At 61.2% G+C, this 16,997-nt stretch carries 20 protein-coding genes; 8 read left to right on the top strand and 12 right to left on the bottom strand.

Features of this window, described 5'->3' with window-relative positions:
* Positions 1–16: 16 nt before the first annotated feature.
* From ACFQX9_RS34385 to ACFQX9_RS34355, 7 genes are all read right to left on the bottom strand, one after another.
* Positions 17–295 carry a hypothetical protein gene (locus tag ACFQX9_RS34385; RefSeq protein WP_377791702.1) on the bottom strand — a complete coding sequence of 93 codons (279 nt, stop codon included), beginning with the start codon at positions 293–295 and terminating at the stop codon, positions 17–19.
* 186 nt (positions 296–481) lie between these two features.
* Complete coding sequence (locus tag ACFQX9_RS34380) at positions 482–982, bottom strand: septal ring lytic transglycosylase RlpA family protein (protein WP_377791850.1); 501 nt, start codon at positions 980–982, stop codon at positions 482–484.
* 1,230 nt (positions 983–2,212) lie between these two features.
* Positions 2,213–2,545 (bottom strand): hypothetical protein, encoded by a 333-nt coding sequence (locus ACFQX9_RS34375; protein ID WP_377791701.1) that lies wholly within the window; start codon positions 2,543–2,545, stop codon positions 2,213–2,215.
* A gap of 414 nt (positions 2,546–2,959) precedes the next feature.
* The gene (locus ACFQX9_RS34370; protein ID WP_377791700.1) at positions 2,960–3,490 is read right to left on the bottom strand and encodes a DUF1269 domain-containing protein; all 531 of its coding nucleotides are present in this window, start codon (positions 3,488–3,490) and stop codon (positions 2,960–2,962) included.
* Positions 3,491–3,503: 13 nt separating this feature from the next.
* A complete protein-coding gene (locus ACFQX9_RS34365) occupies positions 3,504–3,725 on the bottom strand; it encodes a hypothetical protein (protein WP_377791699.1) in 222 nt (73 codons plus the stop codon).
* Between the two features lie 52 nt (positions 3,726–3,777).
* Positions 3,778–5,541, bottom strand: coding sequence for an ATP-binding protein (locus tag ACFQX9_RS34360; protein WP_377791849.1), 1,764 nt, complete (start codon positions 5,539–5,541; stop codon positions 3,778–3,780).
* Between the two features lie 315 nt (positions 5,542–5,856).
* Positions 5,857–6,864, bottom strand: a complete 1,008-nt coding sequence (locus ACFQX9_RS34355) for a transporter (protein ID WP_377791698.1) — start codon at positions 6,862–6,864, stop codon at positions 5,857–5,859.
* Between the two features lie 409 nt (positions 6,865–7,273).
* On the opposite strand from ACFQX9_RS34355, the gene ACFQX9_RS34350 reads away from it, so the two are divergent.
* The 4 genes from ACFQX9_RS34350 to ACFQX9_RS34335 all read left to right on the top strand — a co-directional run bounded on the left by ACFQX9_RS34350 (position 7,274) and on the right by ACFQX9_RS34335 (position 9,519).
* Positions 7,274–7,912, top strand: a complete 639-nt coding sequence (locus tag ACFQX9_RS34350) for a response regulator transcription factor (RefSeq protein ID WP_377791697.1) — start codon at positions 7,274–7,276, stop codon at positions 7,910–7,912.
* Positions 7,913–8,022: 110 nt separating this feature from the next.
* Positions 8,023–8,733, top strand: a complete 711-nt coding sequence (locus ACFQX9_RS34345) for an ion channel (protein WP_377791696.1) — start codon at positions 8,023–8,025, stop codon at positions 8,731–8,733.
* A 187-nt stretch (positions 8,734–8,920) separates the two neighbouring features.
* Positions 8,921–9,184, top strand: a complete 264-nt coding sequence (locus tag ACFQX9_RS34340; RefSeq protein WP_085350588.1) for a hypothetical protein — start codon at positions 8,921–8,923, stop codon at positions 9,182–9,184.
* Between the two features lie 95 nt (positions 9,185–9,279).
* Complete coding sequence (locus ACFQX9_RS34335; RefSeq protein ID WP_317245909.1) at positions 9,280–9,519, top strand: hypothetical protein; 240 nt, start codon at positions 9,280–9,282, stop codon at positions 9,517–9,519.
* Between the two features lie 198 nt (positions 9,520–9,717).
* On the opposite strand, the gene ACFQX9_RS34330 is transcribed toward ACFQX9_RS34335, so the two are convergent.
* Together ACFQX9_RS34330 and ACFQX9_RS34325 are read right to left on the bottom strand one after the other, a co-directional pair.
* Positions 9,718–9,900, bottom strand: a complete 183-nt coding sequence (locus ACFQX9_RS34330; protein ID WP_377791695.1) for a hypothetical protein — start codon at positions 9,898–9,900, stop codon at positions 9,718–9,720.
* Positions 9,901–11,267: 1,367 nt separating this feature from the next.
* Positions 11,268–11,657, bottom strand: a complete 390-nt coding sequence (locus ACFQX9_RS34325) for a hypothetical protein (protein WP_085350675.1) — start codon at positions 11,655–11,657, stop codon at positions 11,268–11,270.
* A gap of 286 nt (positions 11,658–11,943) precedes the next feature.
* Here ACFQX9_RS34325 and ACFQX9_RS34320 point away from each other — a divergent pair, with 286 nt between their 5' ends.
* Positions 11,944–12,201 carry a DUF2798 domain-containing protein gene (locus ACFQX9_RS34320; RefSeq protein ID WP_085350586.1) on the top strand — a complete coding sequence of 86 codons (258 nt, stop codon included), beginning with the start codon at positions 11,944–11,946 and terminating at the stop codon, positions 12,199–12,201.
* 50 nt (positions 12,202–12,251) lie between these two features.
* On the opposite strand, the gene ACFQX9_RS34315 is transcribed toward ACFQX9_RS34320, so the two are convergent.
* From ACFQX9_RS34315 to ACFQX9_RS34305, 3 genes are all read right to left on the bottom strand, one after another.
* Complete coding sequence (locus ACFQX9_RS34315) at positions 12,252–14,039, bottom strand: chloride channel protein (protein WP_377791694.1); 1,788 nt, start codon at positions 14,037–14,039, stop codon at positions 12,252–12,254.
* 12 nt (positions 14,040–14,051) lie between these two features.
* Positions 14,052–14,705, bottom strand: coding sequence for a class II aldolase/adducin family protein (locus tag ACFQX9_RS34310; protein ID WP_377791693.1), 654 nt, complete (start codon positions 14,703–14,705; stop codon positions 14,052–14,054).
* 158 nt (positions 14,706–14,863) lie between these two features.
* Positions 14,864–15,490 (bottom strand): MarC family protein, encoded by a 627-nt coding sequence (locus ACFQX9_RS34305; protein ID WP_377791692.1) that lies wholly within the window; start codon positions 15,488–15,490, stop codon positions 14,864–14,866.
* Between the two features lie 89 nt (positions 15,491–15,579).
* On the opposite strand from ACFQX9_RS34305, the gene ACFQX9_RS34300 reads away from it, so the two are divergent.
* From ACFQX9_RS34300 to ACFQX9_RS34290, 3 genes are all read left to right on the top strand, one after another.
* Positions 15,580–15,786: a hypothetical protein gene (locus tag ACFQX9_RS34300; protein WP_007601434.1), complete on the top strand. Its 207-nt coding sequence runs from the start codon at positions 15,580–15,582 to the stop codon at positions 15,784–15,786.
* A 100-nt stretch (positions 15,787–15,886) separates the two neighbouring features.
* The gene (locus ACFQX9_RS34295; protein WP_085384836.1) at positions 15,887–16,453 is read left to right on the top strand and encodes a ferritin-like domain-containing protein; all 567 of its coding nucleotides are present in this window, start codon (positions 15,887–15,889) and stop codon (positions 16,451–16,453) included.
* 154 nt (positions 16,454–16,607) lie between these two features.
* Positions 16,608–16,991, top strand: a complete 384-nt coding sequence (locus ACFQX9_RS34290) for an Hsp20/alpha crystallin family protein (RefSeq protein WP_007601432.1) — start codon at positions 16,608–16,610, stop codon at positions 16,989–16,991.
* Positions 16,992–16,997: the final 6 nt, after the last annotated feature.

Below are 16,997 nucleotides of genomic sequence, written 5' to 3'. Positions count from 1 at the left end.
TCACTGCCCAGCCCGCCTACTTGATCGTCGCGTGCACGGTGATTACTGACGTGCCAGAAGCTTTCGGCCCCTTACCCACTGCCTTGATGGCAAAGGTGTCACTTCCCTTGTACCGGGCCTTTGTCTTGTATTCGTAAGTCGCAACGTTAAGCTTCTTCAGTTTGCCGTGTGCTGGCTTCCGTGAGATTTCCGAGCTACTCGTCACGCCGCGCAGCGTGATCGGGAAAGTGCAACTTTCCCCAGACGCCACGTTGATGTCGCCCGTCGAATTCTCTCCCCAATCCGCCAGCTCCATCGATCTGGAACACTCCGGAGCTGCCAACGCGTTAGAAACGTACGTGGGGCTAGAAGCTCCCGCGATAAAGGCCACAATAGCTAGACTAGGCAACCGCACCACAGGCTCCTCGATATGCAATAGGCTGATCTTGGCCCTGCTCCGCCTTGTCGTCGAACCCTCCGCAATGCCAACGAGCGCCCGGTTCTAGTGACGGCGGTGATGGCGGAGCGAAGGAGCTATCGCCATTGAGGATCCAAACATTCCTAAAGGACGCATGACGTCCTCCGTCGGCTGGAAGAACCCTGGCAGGGCCGCCGCAGCGACGGGACGTTGGCGGCCTCGGTTCGCGACCAACGTCCCACCGGATCCCATTTGGACAACCATGGCAGTCACGTTGCGATGGGTGCAGCGGCAGCCGAGCGCACTCGCGGCCGCAGGCGATAGATCAAGGAACGCGCCGCTGAATGGACCGCGGTCGTTCACAGTGACCTGGACCGATCGGCCGCCGCTCTGAACCATCAGGACGGTGCCGAATGGCAGCGTCCGGTGGGCTGCCGTCATTGCAGCGCAGTTGAGCACGCCCCCGGAAGCTGTGCGGCGACCGCATAGGCGGTCACTCCCGCCGTAGTAAGTGGCGCTTCCGGAGAGACGATGCGCCTCGGCCACGGAAGAAAGCGAGAGAAGGACGATGCCGGCCACGACCATGCGTTTCATGCTGGATCCCTCGGGTATGAAAGAGGCGCTGCGACAGCGTCGCCTCACCGCTAAGTCCAATCGGAGGTCCTACGAACGGGCGGGCGCGAGAGGTCAAACAGCCAAGCCCACCGGCAGCTTCTACTCTGTTGATCGGCAAAGGTTCCGGGAGGCGGCCAAAATGGAACAGTGGGGTAGGCTACACAGCCGGCATTTCCGCTGGGTAGTGCAGGGAGCCCGAGCAACGCGCAGACGGGCCAATTGATGGCAACTCTCGGCCCTCGGACACCCCGACCCAATCCGACGAGTTCATCATTGCTGAGCCGTTCGAGTAGAACGGAACAGGGCCCCACGCGGTAGATGATTTTCTCCACCGTCGTATCGACCAGCGCCTTCTTTTGCCAGCGTTGGATCGCCCTGATTGTCATCAACGCCAGCAGTTGGCGGCCCGTCGGATAGCTCGCTTCCGCTTTGCGGGCATAGCGGACATGGCCGGGTGGGGGCGAGCCGTGACGCGGTCCTGAATGACCATAGCGGCGCTGGCACTCTCCTCGTGCTTTTTAGTCCGCGACGAACTCTCAAATGCCGCATCGTCTCGTTACGTGCCCACGCTGAACGGTTTGATACGAGTGTGATCCGATTGCCGCGCCTGAGCGTTAAAGGAGTTTTGAAAGACAGCGCCTACAAGGTTAGCCGATGTCAGACCCAAATTCCGCTCATCATGACGCCGCCATTCAGTATTCGGCGTGGGCTCTCGAAGAGACGGAAAAATCAGGTAATGAAGAAGCCGCTCGACACGCTCGGGCTGCGTTGAAATGCTTGAAGAAGGCTACGGCGCCGCGAGATCGAATGCCGGTGCGAGGATAGCGCCGTCCGTGCGAGCCTTGAAACCTTGCGTCAGGGGCTTAAACGCATTAGCCCACCAAGCGAACCGACACGAACTCATCCGGCGAGCATGACCAAAGGGTGATTTTGACCGCTTGGTGGGCACAAAGCGTGTTGCGGAATTCGGTCTCTATCGGCGCATTGGGGCATGAGTGGAGCGCACCGCCCCCCTGTAACTGCGACCACGGATTTTCTCGGAGCAGATTTCCTGAAGGGCCGCGGTCGCGCGGTCCCCGCGATAGGCCATAGTCGCCGGAGAACCTGCCGACCGATGGCGCAGGGTCGCCATCGTCGGACGGTCACCGTCAGCGCTTGCGCCACAGAGGGCCAAGCCGCGCTGTCGGGCGTCGCTACGGATCAATAGGCGCAGATATAGTTCCCGTACGCATCGTAGCAACTGCGGCGGTACGCAGCAGCGCCAACGGCAGCCGCGCCTACCGCTGCCGCTCCGACACCATAGCCGCGATAGCCGTAGCCGCGATAGGCCCCACCACGATAGGCGTAGCGCCCGCCGCGCACTGCCACGGCTCCGCCACCCCGAGGTCCTCGAACTGCTACCGCGCCGCCGCGATAGCCTCCACCGCCCCGGTAGGCACCGCCGCCGCGACCGCGAGCATCGGCGTCGTCGGGAGTGAAGGTTACTACCAGCACGGCTGCAGCTGCCGAAGCGATGAGAATTCGACGCAACACTAGGGGTACTCCTTATTCTGGAGAGAAGCCGCAGGACACCACACTTGCGCATCGCGCCGAACCGCGGTCCATCCGAAGCTCGCTCGCGAGAGCTCAGCACCTTTGACCTGAATCAAACCTCACGTTCATCTACGTGAAGGGAACTGCTCCATCACTCGCTCAATCGTGAGAAGCGATCCGTCCAGTCATGGCCGTTGCGGCTGAAACAGCGGGCCCGTGCGCCATCCCCGGCGCACCATCAGTAGCAATTATGCTTACGTACTTTCCCCTGGCCACTAAAACGACCCCGAACCACACCAATGACCGCACCCGGCGCGGCGTCACCGCTAAAGCTCCTTGGGCCCAAACCGAAATTGGGCCAGAGAGGGTTGCGGTAATGCCCAGAGCGGTCGTCGGCTGGCGGTCGCCATCGTTTCAAGCGCCCGGCAAATCAGGAGGCGCAGCCGCCGGTACCGCTGCTTTGACCTCCGCCAGAGCAGCTTGCAGGGCGGCTTCCTTGGTGTGGTCGAGAGAAGTCTTTAGCACCGTGCCGCCTTCGCCTTTGAGCCTCTCAAGAACCTTATCTGCCGTGACTTTGCGTACCAGTACGAAGAGCGCTGCGGTTCCGGGTTGAACGGCGGCGGCCGTCTCCTTCATCCATTTGTCGTCAATGCCGACATCCGTTAAATATCCGCTGAGCGTACCGGACGCGACGCCAAGGGCAGCACCAGCAAGCGGCATCAAAAAGATCAGGCCGATCAGCGTGCCCCAAAAGGCGCCAGTAGCGGCACCAGCAGCCGTGGTATTGATCAGTTGATTTAGTTTGACGTTTCCGTTGCTGTCTTTCACCGCGATCACGGCATCGCCGAGTTCGATCAAATACTCTTTCTGCATGGCCAGCAATTTTTGACGAACTTCCTCAGCCTTCGCCTCGGTCGGAAATGCAATTACGACAAGGTCACTCATCTGTACTTCTCCTCTACTCGAACGATTGCTGCCTAAGCGAGAGAGGATGCGCCCGGTCGTCCGGAATAGGCAAGCCGCTACAGATCAGCGGCACCCGATTTTCTTGACGTAGATCAATGCTGCCGTCGCTCGACAGCCGCCAAGGATGACGCATGCCATTTGACCCACAACGGGCTTTCACCATCGAAGTGGCGGGGATCGCCACCGTCATTTTGAGCGTGATCGTCTTGGCCACCGTCCTGTATTCCGTTTGGTAAGGCCGAAAGCGCACGTCAGGGTGCCAAGCCCTATGATGGTCCAGCGCTGTCGGTACATAGAGGAAGCCTGATCTGGAACGTCGCGCCGCCGTGATCCCGATTTCTTGCCGAAATCTGCCCATTGTGCGCCTCGATAATGGTGCGCGCGATGGACAGTCCCATGCCCATGCCTTCGGGCTTGCTGGTGAAAAACGGCTCGAAGACCTCCTTCAATTTGTCTTCGGGAATGCCCGAGCCGCGATCAGACACGGTTAGCTGGGCAAAGTTCTCGACGCGCGAAGTCCGAATGGTGATGATGCGGTTTTCGTCCGGCGTGTCCTTCATCGCATCGATGCCGTTCACGACAAGGTTCAGAATGACTTGTTGAAGTTGAATACGGTCCCCAAGGATCGGAAGCGCATTCTGCGTGAGCACGTTCGCCATTTTGAAGTTCCGGCTAACAGCCAACGCGGAAAAAAATCTGATCGTCTCTTCCACAACTTCATTGAGGTCGAAGTTTTTCAGTTCGAATGGTGCCTTTTTCAGCAGGCTGCGCATCCTACGGATAACTTCGGTAGCGCGCTGGTCATCCTTTAGAATATCCCCCAAGATTTCGTTTAGTTCGTTGATGTTTGGGTTTGGTGACTTCAAGATCGCCTGCGCGGTCTCGGTGTTGGTCAGAATAGCGCCGAGCGGCTGGTTGATTTCGTGGGCAATCGACGCGGTCAGTTCGCCAGCCGTCGAGAAGCGGTTGACATGCGCCAGCTCCGTCATGCGCTGCCGCGACTGCACTTCGGCAAGTTGACGCCGGCGATGCTCACTTAAAAGCCCTGCGATAAGTCCGGCCTGCAAGAGGATAACAGCGATGGTCAGCGCGATCTGCCAAGTGTAACGCTCCCACGCCGTCGGCTCCCGAAACAGAATTTCGCTACCCGGCGGAAGACGGCTCTCGCTGATGCCCCAACGCTGCATCTGATTCCAATCGAATCTTGGCAACGCGAAGCGCGTCGGTGGCGTCTTGATGTCGCCTGCCTGCTCGCCGTTTAGGATGCGAACCGCGACGGCCGCCGCCACTTCGCTTCCTTCCCGGATTGAATGCATCGGACCACCTACGAGCCCCTCGCCGAACGAACCGTCGCCTTGAGAGAAGATTGGTGCGCTCGATGCTTCAACGAGCCGTTTCAGAGCACTTTGGGTTTCGTGATCAACCCCAGCGGCATCAACATTCATTAAGTGGAAGAAAATAGCACTATGAGGCGGAAGCTTCGAGGCATCCCCAAGAATCTGTTCGAATGACAGCTCATTGTAGAACTTTAGTTCGACTCGCTCGGCGAGAAAGGCAGTTTCGCGCTTTAGCTCGCCAAGCCAAAAACGTTCGTTTGGAGACGCCCCATTCACAATCGCAATCAGCTTGGTACGAGGCAAGACGTGCAGGATGCTCTCGAAAGCAGCCGGGAAGTCGTGAGCTGTCGCCACAACGGTGTCGTCCCTCGTCAGCTTGTCATACTGAACCCGGCGAGCCTCCACGACTGTGAACAGCATCGGCACGCCCGGGAAAATGCTTTCGCGATATCGCTGGACGAAGTTCGCAGCGGGAGCACCGATAGCAACTATCAGATCGGGAGCTTTCTTTGCGTAGAGGCTACGGAGATAGTTGACGAAGGGCCGATCTGATTGGTCGTCATCCAGCCGCGCGGTGAGGAGCGAGTGATCGTGGAAGTCGATTGGCGCTTTGAACCTTCGGGAGATTTCAGATCGTATGATTTGGGCATACTCAGTCCACGGCTTGAAGCGGAGGCCAAACGAATGGAGCATCAGAACGCGCTTCGGCTCCGGATCAGCCGCACGATTTTGGCCGGTCGTCGCGATCAACAATGCGATGGCCAACACAGCCGTGAAGCTCCGCGCCGCGCGGGTTCGGGGTGGTGATAGAGCTGGCCAAAAAAGGCATCGCACTTCGAGCCCCAATCCAAATGCAGTACCGTAACTGGACCACGAGATGATTGACAAGAGAAAGCAAGGGGAAATTAAGGGCCGGTCAGACACAATCAAGGCGCCAGCACTTATCATGCAGCAGAGCAAATTGGTTCGACTGCTACCGATTGTCGCCAGATCGTTCGAGATCCTTTCTCAATATCCGTCGCCCCAACGATACTGCCATGCGATACCAACGGCGGTCAGTTCGCTTCCAGTGCGGGTGGTGACGCCGGTGCTGGCAGAGAGCTTAAGTGAGTTCTGTCGATTGATGGGTAAGGCAACCGTCAAGCCAGCCCGCGTTATCGCCTGCTCGTTGTCACTTTTGACGCCGTTGAGGGTCGTGCGGCCGCCCGCGAGATAGTGCCCGTCCAGCGCCATCCAAATGCCGGACTGGAACGTGTAAATGACATGTCCCTGCACGGCATAGATCGGAGCCTGCGAAAACGTATTGCCGCCGAAGAAGTCGGTGTTGTCGCTGAAAAACGTTACGCTTGGGGCCAGCTCGACAGTCCATGGACCCCAAGCCTTTGAAATGCCGAACTCGGGCCGGAATGACCAGCGATTTCCGCCCAGGTTGAGCAGCTTGGTGTTGTCATACTGCCCGAGAGGTGTGGAGACCTGCAAGCTTGCTCCGACGATTAGATCCTGCCGATAGTTGGCGAATTCCTTCGCCGATAGCGCGGGTGCCCCGAACAAGTTTACTGAGACGCGAAATCGAGGATCGCTCAAGCCAAATATTTCCCGCTCACGGGGCCCGCCGTTCACGAGTCCATGGGCGGCAAATGAGGATGTCGGCACGATAACATCCAGCTTGGCTGACTGACCTACAAGCTCGAAAGAACGAACGTAGGCCAGCACCCCGGTGTCGGAGCGGAAGGCGGCGTCGGCAATCGCCGTATTGGGGTCGAACGCGAGTTTGCCTTGCGAGTAGGCGTAGCCAGCAATCAGGAAATTCAATCCGATAGGCGTGTTGGAGTAGGATCGCGGTTCTGCCTCCTGTGCCTTCGCATTTGACACCACAGACACTACGGCGATCATTCCCAATGCCAAGCCGAGAGGGAGGCGCCCTGCGACACGCGCTTCAGGTGCGCCGGTGCCTGCATCGACTGCGATGGTTGCGTCGCTGACCGTCAAGTGCACCCTAACGCCATGCCGGTTCATGGAGACATCCTACCAAGGGACCCTGTCGGATCAAGTGATCGAACGGTCCATCGGCAAGCTTCGTCATCACTCACAAAAGGCAGATCATCTCACCGAAATCACGGCTGCGGTGTTCGAACACCGCCTTGTGTGTACTATCAAGCATAAAATCAAACGGAGAAGGCGCGAGTGCAACGGTGTCAAAGACGCAGCCGCGCGGTCCCGGCACAAGCCCGCACCTCCAAAGGAGCCTGCCGACCACCATTCGGAGGGTCGCCATCGTCGAAAGGGCCGCGCCGCAGGTGGGGGAGTGGCACAAACTGCATAGATCGCCTTCGAGCGGACAGATCAGCCATGCCCGAAAGAGCGCCGAAAGACACTTACTCCCCGCGGATTGCGCGATACCCTTGGTGGAACGAATGGAGGACCGGTGCCGGGGTTCGTGCACATTGTTGACGACGACCAGTCATTCCGAACGGCGATCGAACGCCGCCTGAAGAAAGCCGGGTACAAGGTCGAGACCTATGCTTGCGCCCAGCAGTTGCTGGACCACCTGCCAACCAGTGATGAGCCGAGCTGCATCATCCTCGATGTGCGGATGCCAGGCGTGGATGGCCCGGCCCTGCAGAAGCGCCTGGGCGAACTCAGCTCACCACTGCCGATCATATTTCTCACGGGCGTTCCCAACATTCCCGCCACCGTGCAGGCTATCAAGGCGGGCGCCGATGACTTCCTGACCAAGCCGGTGAACTCTGATGACCTCTTTCGCGCGATTGAAAGGGCCTGTGCGCACCACCAAACATTACGAGGTCTGAAGGAAAAGATGGACGACACGCGGGCTCGTCTCGGGCGACTGACGCCACGCGAGCGACAGGTCTTCGACCTTGTCGTTCGCGGTAACATGAACAAGCAGATTGCTCATACGCTGGGAACGACTGAGCGCACGATAAAAGCTCACCGTCACGGAGTGATGGAGAAATTGCAGGTGCGGTCGTTAGCCGAGCTGGTATCTCTTGCCGAGCGGATCGGGCTCCTAGGCGGCGCATCCGACTCTCAAGCTACGTTCTGAGCGCCAGGCCGCTCCATTGATCTACGTCAACATCGCTGAACTTTAGGCTCGAATTGTATTGCTGCGAAGGTGTGGTCGGTGCGATGCACCATGCGGTGTTAGGAGCATCGATGAGGATGCCCATAAGCGAGCTGCGCCGTTTGCGTGGAGAACGCATCGACTGGCTGCTCTCGATGCTGACGGGCGTGCTGGCATTACTGATTTTTGTCTTCGCCCCGCTACAAGCAATGGGCATTACCGCCTTCCATCTGTTTGCCGATGGTCTGTTGCTAACGATCATCGTCAGCATGGTGATCATCTCCAACAGCCCAACTGCCCTCGTTCTGATGTCGCTGGCGCTGGTTTTTAATGTCGCCGTATTCTTTCTGCGCATCTACTACCCTGTACCCTACCATCTTCACATTTTGGCGGGCGCTTGGTTGGTCATTGCCTGCACATTAGGAGTTGTCGTGCTTCAGGCCGTATTTAGGCGAGGTCTCGTAACATATCATCGAATTATCGGGGCGATCCTTCTGTACCTGTTGATCGCGGTGGCCTTTGCAACGCTGTTCCTGTTTGTAGGGCTAGCGGCTCCGGACGCAATCAAGGGAATAGCTTTCGAGGACGATCATTCAGTCGCCGCATCGCTTTTTTACATGAGCTTTGTCACGCTCACATCGACTGGGTATGGAGACATCGTTCCGGTACATCCGTTGGCACGAAGTCTCTGCAATATCGAGAGCGTGATCGGTCAGCTTTATCCGGCGACCCTTCTGGCGAGGCTCGTTACCCTCGAGCTCAGCAGTACCGGCTCAGCGCGCAAGCCGACCCATACCACCTGAACCGCAGGCGCTGAACCGACACGCGTGCGCTGCACTCGCGTCCTGTGAGCTTCCGGCGTGGCCATGCAAACACTCGGTTGATCTATGTCAACACCGGCGATCCTTCAGCGGACACGCTGCGTGCAGCCGCACCTGAGACGGCGTCCGTGCATCCGTTGCGCTTGCACGAAAAAGGGAGACCCGCACCATGCATCCTAAGAAGCATTTTTCGATCAAGTCGGCGACTGTTGCAGGGATAGCTGCCAGCAGCCTGTTGGGGCTTGCAGGTCTCACTCTCAGTCCAGGCCCGGCCAATGCGGTCGTGTATTGCCAATACACTGCCTACCCCGCCGGCTGCGTTGCTCGGCCCGGTGTGGTGCTCGGTGCGCGTCCGGTAGCCCGCGCTGCGGTGCGCCATAATGCCGGTGGCAATGCCAATGGTGGCGTCAACCGCGTCGGCGTGCGGCGGTAGACCAGTGGTTTGCAGGTAGCTGGGGAGAAAAAGAGCCGTCGCGGTTGGTCTCGGCCCGGAGGATAGCGACCGATGACGGGCAGCGGCCTCGCGGTATGAAGTACACGTGGTATGTCACCTTTGAAGTGCCGATGGACGGCACGCTGCTAAGACGGCGACATCCGCGCTTAACGAAGACGTTTGTCACCGAAGCACAGGCCCGGGATTTTGCGCGAGCCAGATTCACCGAAGGATTGATTGTCACTGCAGGCACCATCATCCCGCACCTGCCAAGAGCGTCAATTCCGTCGGAGGGAATTCCAGAGTGGCTAGAAGCCAACCATGTAAATGACTGATCAGCGGGCCAGCAAACCGGGAGCTTGAAGATGTCGGAGCCGAAACAGGTCTGTCGTCGCAACGCACTCACTTTCCTTGGATACGCAGGGATGTTCGGGCTTGTGGCTTCGTCCTCAATTTTTGCAGCCTCAGAGGCTGTTGCCCAAACCACCGCGCCAGCCGCCGCGCCTACGACGCCGCCAGCGGACGCGCCGAAGTCAGGCACAGAACGCCGTCAGGAGCGGCGCAGCGGGCGAACAGAGCGCCGACAGGAACGCCGCACGGGACGCACTGAGCGGCGTCAGGAACGGCGCACCGGGCGCGACGAGCGGCGGGACGCTCGCGACGGCACCCCGGCTGCCACGACGACCACCACAGAGCAGAAAAAGTAGGCCCTTCATTCGGCCAACCACAGGAGCCGGGCCACCTCAGCGGAGGCCCGGGAAGGCCGTACAGAAGCCCGCCAGCGCCGGGCTGCAGACACACCGGGGCAAGCCGGGCCAGTTTGCCAGCCGCTGCCTCAGTCGTGCGTCGTGGCAATGCGCTGGCAAGGCAGGCATCTGTACACGCGCACGGCTTTATGAATTCTGATCTCTGACAATCTTCCGAGCAGCGTCATTTCGCGCTCGCAGTTCTCGCACGCGGGAGGTCGCTGGGCATCATCGTGTGGTCGCATGACGATTGCGATTACTCGATCTGCGAAGGCCGGGACGCTCGGTTTTCTACGGGGGAGGCTTCCCCGGATAGCGAACGAGCCGCACGGTTGAGCGACTTGGGCAGGGGCGCCGCCGGCTGCTCATCGGCTACCTTACTTTCCGACGGGTTGGCTGCCGCTGGTCTTCTTTGAAGCGCAGCGCCGACTAACCCGACGAACACGAGCAAAGCGCCGCCGATCATAAGCCAGTGTGGGAATTCCATGTTTACTTCCCCAGCTCTGCAATCCATCCAGCGGCAGCCGATTGCAGTACTTGACCAGGATCAACGTTCGGCCACCAACTGGGACCGGGCGAGCCGCGGGCGACGGGCCACGCCGTCAGGCGTCAGTGTCGGGCCACAGGAAGACCGCAGGGAGGCCCCCACAGCGCGCTGCCAGCGCAGGGGCAAGCCCGGCCATCGCATCCAGCAGGGCCGCGCCGCGACCCGCCGGCCGACCGGGCGCAGTCCAGCCGGGTCACACCTCGCGCGGGCGCAGCCCCAACTCTCGCTTGACACGGCAGCTGTGAAACTAGGGCCTAATAGGGCCCGGCGATTTCGGGCTGGACGCAGCACCGGGCATCGATCCTGATAAGCCCTTCATTGGTCGACATTTTTTAGTTTTCCTCGACTGCCCGAAATGACTGGACGCCAGGACCACACGGTTTTGCCGTACGCACGGCTCGCCATTTTGCCGCAGTTTTCCCAGCCCTGTCGACGGAGCCGGAAACTTACAGACGAGACGAAGCCTAGCAGCGCCGCTCGTCGGCACGAAGCCTTGGGCTCACGGAGAGCAATCCGCCCTGCCCTTGGCCTCTCGCACCCGAACGCTGCCGCGTCCACCGCAAGCCCGGCTCGCGAACATGACGACCACAAGATCGCCCCTCAAGGATGAGCCGGGATGGGCGACACATACGCCGTTTCCGAATTTCGGTAAAGCGGAATATTTTTTTCTGGAGGGGATTGACGCGCCCGCGACACAGGTCGCGCAATGAGACGCCTCGCGCAGAAGCAACAAGGGGCGGTGCAAAACACCGCCCATTGGCGAGAACGAGACTGCGGCGAGGACAGGCGCCTAATACGGCTGATAATAGCCACGCGGACCATAGTAGGGACCGCCGCCGTAATATCCCTGGCCGCCGTAGTAAGGACCGGGACCGTAATTATAGCGGTCCTCGTAGTACTCCTGGCGCCTGCTCTCTGCGATCGCGCCGCCGATCAGACCTGCCGCCACGCCCATGAAAGCGAGGCCTGCAGCGTTCGGACCTCGCCGATAATAGCGGTGGCGGCGAGCCGCGCTGAAATCGGTGGCAGCCGGAGCGACCGAGCCCGCGGCAGCGGCTTTGGTGGGCGCGGGCGAGTTGGCAGCCGAAGGGGTGATCGGGGCCGTCATCAGAACAAGACTTGCGAAAGCTGCCAGCCCAACGCTGCGGCCGGCTGCGGAAATCATCGGTCCTTTATTCATCTTGACCTTCCTGTTCTCGCTCGAAGCGACATAATCAAACAAGACTAAACGTCCAAACCACTGAAATGGTTTCGTGATCGCGGCAATCTGCCACGCGTTGAACGATTGTAGATCGAACGTCCAGATCCAGCTTGAACCATCCAACATGAGCGGATAATGAACAGGCGCACCGTCTTTCGGTCGCCGTAAGCGTTTTACGTGAACCAACGCATCAACCGACGCCGTCGGGATCGATGCCATTCTTGGGTTCACCGTGACTGACGCGTCTTATTCCAAGAGAAACCAGATGATTGCGGTTCGCAAACTGCCGGCGCGCTATGCGTCGATCGTGATGCCATTTGTGCTGTCCATCCTCATGACAGCCGTGGTGTCGGTCATTTCCACCCTTCGAAGCCTCGGCGCAACGCCGGCGTTCCTCGCGACCTGGCCGGGCGCCTGGGCGCTGTCATGGCTCGTCGCCTTTCCGACGCTGCTGATGGTGCTGCCACTGGTCCGCCGGATCGTGGCTAGCGTCGTCGCTGCTCCCTTGCAGCCAGGCCGATAGCAGGCGCGGACGGCGGCGCATGATGCACGCCGTCCCGCTTCCGCGTGACCTTACGACAGCGCGCCGAGTACGCCGCGCGTCGCCTTGTCGATCTCCTCGACATAGCGGCGGCGGGCGAAGGTCTCGGTAAGGAAGCCGACCACCTTGCGGCTGTCGGTGGAATCGACCACCGCCAGCATCTCGGCCTCCGCCTCGTCGAACACCGCCATCGCCGACTTCACGTTCATTTCCGGGATCAGCACGATCTCGGTCAGGCGCGCGAGCTCGATCACCTGGATTTCGTCGGCGATGGTGTCGAGGTCGCCCGAGAACAGGTCGGGCAGCAGGACAAGGCCGACATATTCGTCCGCATTGTTGACGATGACGATCCCGGGCCGCGAGCCCAGCGCGAATTCGCGGCGGACCGCGGCGATCGTCGTGGTCGACGGCACCTTGCCAACATCTGAGCGCATCAGCCGCTCGACGGTGAGGTTGCGCAGCCAGCCGACGTCGTTGGCGCTGCGGATGGTCTCGCCGCGCAGATGCAGGCGCCACGTCGAGAAGGAGTGCCCGAACATGAAGCGGACGCAGATCGAGGTGACGATGCAGCCGGCGAGCACCACGGCGGTAACGTCGACGTTGCGGGTCATCTCGAGCACGAGGAACGACATGGTCAAGGGACCGCCGACGATGGCGACGCCCAGCGTCGCCATGCCCGTCAGCATCGCGACCAGCGGATCGATCACGAAGTTCGGGCTGATCAAGAGCAGCACCGCGGAGAAGAACTTTCCGATCAGGCTGCCCACGAACAGCGAGGCAAAGAACAGGCCGCCGCGGAAACCGGAGGCGAGCGAGATCAGGCAGGCCGTCACCTTCAAGGCGATGATCAGCGCGATCAGGCCGATCGTCATGTCGTGAAAGAGATCGAGCACCATTGCGCCGTGGCCGGCCGCCAGCACCTGCGGCGTGACGATCGCAAAACTGCCGACGATGAGGCCGCCGATCACCGGGCGCAACCAGACCGGCAGCCATTTGAACAGGCGCTCGAACATCGAGGACGAGCGCATCACGGCGATGCCGACACCGCTGGTGACGAGCGCGAGACCGATCAGCGCCAGATATTGCTCGACGCCGACGGCGCTGACCTTGGGTATTTCGAGCGAGTATGGCGCGCCGCCGAGCCATTGCGCGGTCAGGGCGCCCGCGAGCGAGGCGGCGAGGATCGGCGCCGCGCTGCCGACCGAGTAGACGCCGACGATCAGCTCGCAGGCGTAGAAGGCGCCCGTGATCGGTGCACCGAAGGCCGCCGCGATCGCCGCAGCGGCACCGCAGCCGACGATCAGGCGCAGATCGTTGCGGCGCAGATTGAAGAACTTGCCGAGCAACGAGGCGATACCCGAGCCGATCTGGGTATAGCCGGCCTCGAGGCCGACGGAGGCGCCGCAGCCGTTCGAGATCAGCGTCTGGCTGGACACCACCACGCTGTCGCGCATCGACAGATTGCCGCCGCGCAGTGCGTTCGCCTCGATCGGATCGACCGCGCTCGAGAGCTTGAGCCGTCGCCGCCACCACTCCATGATCCCAAGCACCAACCCGCCCAGCGCGGGCGCGATCAGCGCGGCCCACGGACTGACGCTGGTATTGGCGGACAGGCGGACGTCGATGGGAATGCCGTAGATCACCATATGGGCAATCTGCGCAATCTCGGCCATCAGCGTCACGATGGCGCCGGCGAGCGTGCCGATCACCAGCGCCAGCGGGATCAGATAGAATTCGTTGCTGCGCAGCAGCGCCCGCAGCCGAACCATGATGCGGTTCGTCCCCTTGCGGTCGGCGAGATGTCTGATCCGCAGGAACACGTTCTGTCCGCCCTACTCTTCCGACATGCCGTAACCGGACATGCGCTGGCGGACCCGCTCGATCTGGGCGCTCGACAGCAGCGGCGGCTCTCCGATCTGGAGACAGCCGTGATATTGCCGCGCCAGCGTCTCGACCTCGACGGCGAGCCACATCGCCTTGTCCAGCGACTTGCCGATTGCGATCATGCCGTGATGGTCGAGCAGGCAGGCAAGCCGCCCCTCCAGCGCCCGCACGGCATGTTCGGACAGCTCCGCCGTTCCGAAGGTGGCATAGGGCGCGCAGCGGATGCTGTCGCCGCCGGCGGCTGCAATCATGTAGTGCACGGGCGGGATCTCCAGGCCCATGATCGCCAGGATGGTGCAATAGGTCGGATGGGCGTGGACGACGGCGTCGACGTCTGGCCGGGCCTTCAGGATGTCGAGGTGGAAGCGCCACTCGCTGGACGGCTTCTGATCGGGCGCGTGCGATCCGTCCATCGTCATGAACACGATCTGGTCCGGCGTCATGGCGTCGTAGGGCACGCTGGTCGGGGTGACCAGAAGCCCGTCCACATGCCGGACGCTGATATTGCCCGAGGTGCCCTGGTTGATGCCGAGCGCATTCATGCGGCGGCAGGCGCCGATGATGGCCTGTCTCTTGTCGAGCTCGTCCGCTGTCATCGACATCTCGATTTCCTGACGATGGGCGCCTGTCAGACGGGGAGTACGTCAAGCAATATGGCAGCGCAAGAGAAAGCGGACCGGATCGCGCGCGATCCCGCTAACCGCCTCATGGCATCATGGAATAAACATGAAAATCAACGCATTAACAGATTGTCGCAGCTCTACGGCAAGCTCGCCCGGACAGCAGCGAAGCCGTTGATCACGAACTGCACCGAATAGGCCGCGAGCAGCATGCCGAGCACGCGCGAGAGGACGGCGTTGCCGGTGCGCCCGAGGGTCCGCGCGATCATGTTCGCGGAGACAAAGCAGAGCATGCAGAGCAGGCACACGGCGAGCACGACCGCGATGATGATCGCGAGCCTCGGTCCGTAGCCGGCATCGCCGGTCAGGAGCAGCGTGGTCGCGATCGCGCCGGGACCGGCCATCATCGGGATCGCCAGCGGGAATACCGCGACGTCGGAGGCATGCTCCGACGTTGCCTTGTCGGCCTCGCGGGCCTCGCGATGCGGACGGTCGCCGAAGATCATCTGGTAGGACACGCCGAACAGCAGCAGCCCGCCGGCGATCTGGAAGGCGGGGATGCCGATCCCGAGCTGGCGCAGCAGCCAGTTTCCGATCAGGGCGATCACCACCAGGATCGACGCCGCAATCAGCGGCGCGCGTAGCGCGATGGTGCGTTTGGTCTTGTCGGGCATGCCTCCGGTCGCGGCGAGGAAGGCCGGCGCAAGGCCCACCGGATCGACCACGAGCAGCAGTGTCACGAACGCGGACAGGGTGAAGTCGATCATGTCTCGGTGGGCTCCCTGGACGCAGGAACGATGGCTGGCGGACTGACTTAGCCCGATAGAACCGCTTTGAAAATCACCGGAGATGCACAATGAGTGACAGTGGAATTGGAATGTTGCTGGGTCACCTTTCGGGCAACCTGCTCTGGCTCTGGTTCATCGGTGCCTTCGTGCTCGGTGCGGTCCTCGTCTACGGCGTGGCGAAGGCGGGGCGCCTGCGGCGCCGCGAGCGCGCGCAGCTCGACCGCAACACCGAGGCGCGGCAGCGGCAGGAAGATCCCTACAAGCGCCCGACCTGAGCGCAGGCTGCAGTTTGGAACTTTCGTTCTCCGAAAGCTTTTGATCGCCTGAGGATTGCGGAAGGCGATGCCTTCGCGCGTCACCTCAAGAGGAGGATGTATGGCAAAACGAGCAAAGAAGCGCACAAGCAAGAAATCGTCGACGGGCCGCGCCCGTCAGGCGCCGAAGATGTTGAGCGACCTATTCCTGGAGACGCTCAAGGACATCTATTTCGCCGAGAACAAGATCATCAAGACCCTGCCCAAGATGGCCAAGGCTGCCAACTCGAAGGAGCTCGCGGCGGCTTTCAACAAGCATCTGCGCGAGACCCAGGGCCAGGTCAAACGTCTGGACCAGATCTTTAAGATGCTGGGCAAGCCGGCCCGCGGCAAGCCTTGCGAAGCGATCAACGGCATCACCGACGAAGGTGCCGAGATCATGAAGGAGTTCAAGAACGCGCCTGCGCTCGACGCCGGCCTGCTCGCAGCCGCGCAGGCGGTCGAGCACTACGAAATCTCCCGCTACGGCACGCTGCGCACCTGGGCCGAGGAGCTCGGCATGCAGGACGCGGCAAAGCTGCTGCAGGCGACGCTGGACGAGGAAGAGGCGACCGATCACGCCCTGACCGAGCTCGCCACCTCCGTGATCAACCTCGAGGCGGAAGAGGAATACCGCCAGGCGGCCTGAGGCACACATAGGGTGACGACGGAACGCCGCGGCCCGGAAGGCCGCGGCGCTTGTTTTCGGATCGCACGATCCGCATGGCACCTGCGCGCAGCCGGGCTGGAATTCTCGGGAACCGGCCCCATATTCAGCGTTCCTCACCCGCCGAGCCCGCATCATGCAACCCAAAAATCCCCTCGACTGGATGCTGTCCGAAGCCTTGGACTCGCTGACCCGCGCCGAACGGCTGCGCCAGCAGTTCGGCCGGCAGGAAGCCTGCTGGGAGCCGCCGATCGACGTGCTCGAAACCGAGCATGAGCTCCTGATCCTGGTCGCGCTTCCCGGCGTCAATCCCGACAATGTCGAGACTGTCATCCATGACGGCGTGCTCGTCATCTCCGGCCAGCGCACCCTTCCGCCAGAGCTTCGCAACGCCCGCATCCACCGGCTCGAACTGCCGCAGGGGCGTTTTGAGCGCCGCATTGCATTGCCCGTTGGCCGTTACGCCATCAGCCGCTTCGTGATGGACGGCTGCGTCGCGCTGCGCCTCGCCAAATCCTGAGGTCGA

Origin of the sequence: Bradyrhizobium sp. GCM10028915, assembly GCF_042666195.1 — a bacterium.
In the GTDB taxonomy this organism is placed as follows: Bacteria; Pseudomonadota; Alphaproteobacteria; order Rhizobiales; family Xanthobacteraceae; genus Bradyrhizobium; species Bradyrhizobium canariense_D.
The sequence above is the reverse complement of the archived record's forward strand: the minus strand, read 5'-3'. Positions and strand labels throughout refer to the sequence as shown.

Excerpts from the sequence above, each read along its gene's own strand:
- ACFQX9_RS34385 (WP_377791702.1), bottom strand. The coding sequence starts at position 295 with ATGGAGCTGGCGGATTGGGGAGAGAATTCGACGGGCGACATCAACGTG.
- ACFQX9_RS34380 (WP_377791850.1), bottom strand. The coding sequence starts at position 982 with ATGGTCGTGGCCGGCATCGTCCTTCTCTCGCTTTCTTCCGTGGCCGAG.
- ACFQX9_RS34370 (WP_377791700.1), bottom strand. The coding sequence starts at position 3,490 with ATGAGTGACCTTGTCGTAATTGCATTTCCGACCGAGGCGAAGGCTGAG.
- ACFQX9_RS34360 (WP_377791849.1), bottom strand. The coding sequence starts at position 5,541 with ATGCTCCATTCGTTTGGCCTCCGCTTCAAGCCGTGGACTGAGTATGCC.
- ACFQX9_RS34355 (WP_377791698.1), bottom strand. The coding sequence starts at position 6,864 with ATGAACCGGCATGGCGTTAGGGTGCACTTGACGGTCAGCGACGCAACC.
- ACFQX9_RS34345 (WP_377791696.1), top strand. The coding sequence starts at position 8,023 with ATGAGGATGCCCATAAGCGAGCTGCGCCGTTTGCGTGGAGAACGCATC.
- ACFQX9_RS34340 (WP_085350588.1), top strand. The coding sequence starts at position 8,921 with ATGCATCCTAAGAAGCATTTTTCGATCAAGTCGGCGACTGTTGCAGGG.
- ACFQX9_RS34335 (WP_317245909.1), top strand. The coding sequence starts at position 9,280 with ATGAAGTACACGTGGTATGTCACCTTTGAAGTGCCGATGGACGGCACG.
- ACFQX9_RS34330 (WP_377791695.1), bottom strand. The coding sequence starts at position 9,900 with ATGAAGGGCCTACTTTTTCTGCTCTGTGGTGGTCGTCGTGGCAGCCGG.
- ACFQX9_RS34325 (WP_085350675.1), bottom strand. The coding sequence starts at position 11,657 with ATGAATAAAGGACCGATGATTTCCGCAGCCGGCCGCAGCGTTGGGCTG.
- ACFQX9_RS34320 (WP_085350586.1), top strand. The coding sequence starts at position 11,944 with ATGATTGCGGTTCGCAAACTGCCGGCGCGCTATGCGTCGATCGTGATG.
- ACFQX9_RS34310 (WP_377791693.1), bottom strand. The coding sequence starts at position 14,705 with ATGTCGATGACAGCGGACGAGCTCGACAAGAGACAGGCCATCATCGGC.
- ACFQX9_RS34305 (WP_377791692.1), bottom strand. The coding sequence starts at position 15,490 with ATGATCGACTTCACCCTGTCCGCGTTCGTGACACTGCTGCTCGTGGTC.
- ACFQX9_RS34300 (WP_007601434.1), top strand. The coding sequence starts at position 15,580 with ATGAGTGACAGTGGAATTGGAATGTTGCTGGGTCACCTTTCGGGCAAC.
- ACFQX9_RS34295 (WP_085384836.1), top strand. The coding sequence starts at position 15,887 with ATGGCAAAACGAGCAAAGAAGCGCACAAGCAAGAAATCGTCGACGGGC.
- ACFQX9_RS34290 (WP_007601432.1), top strand. The coding sequence starts at position 16,608 with ATGCAACCCAAAAATCCCCTCGACTGGATGCTGTCCGAAGCCTTGGAC.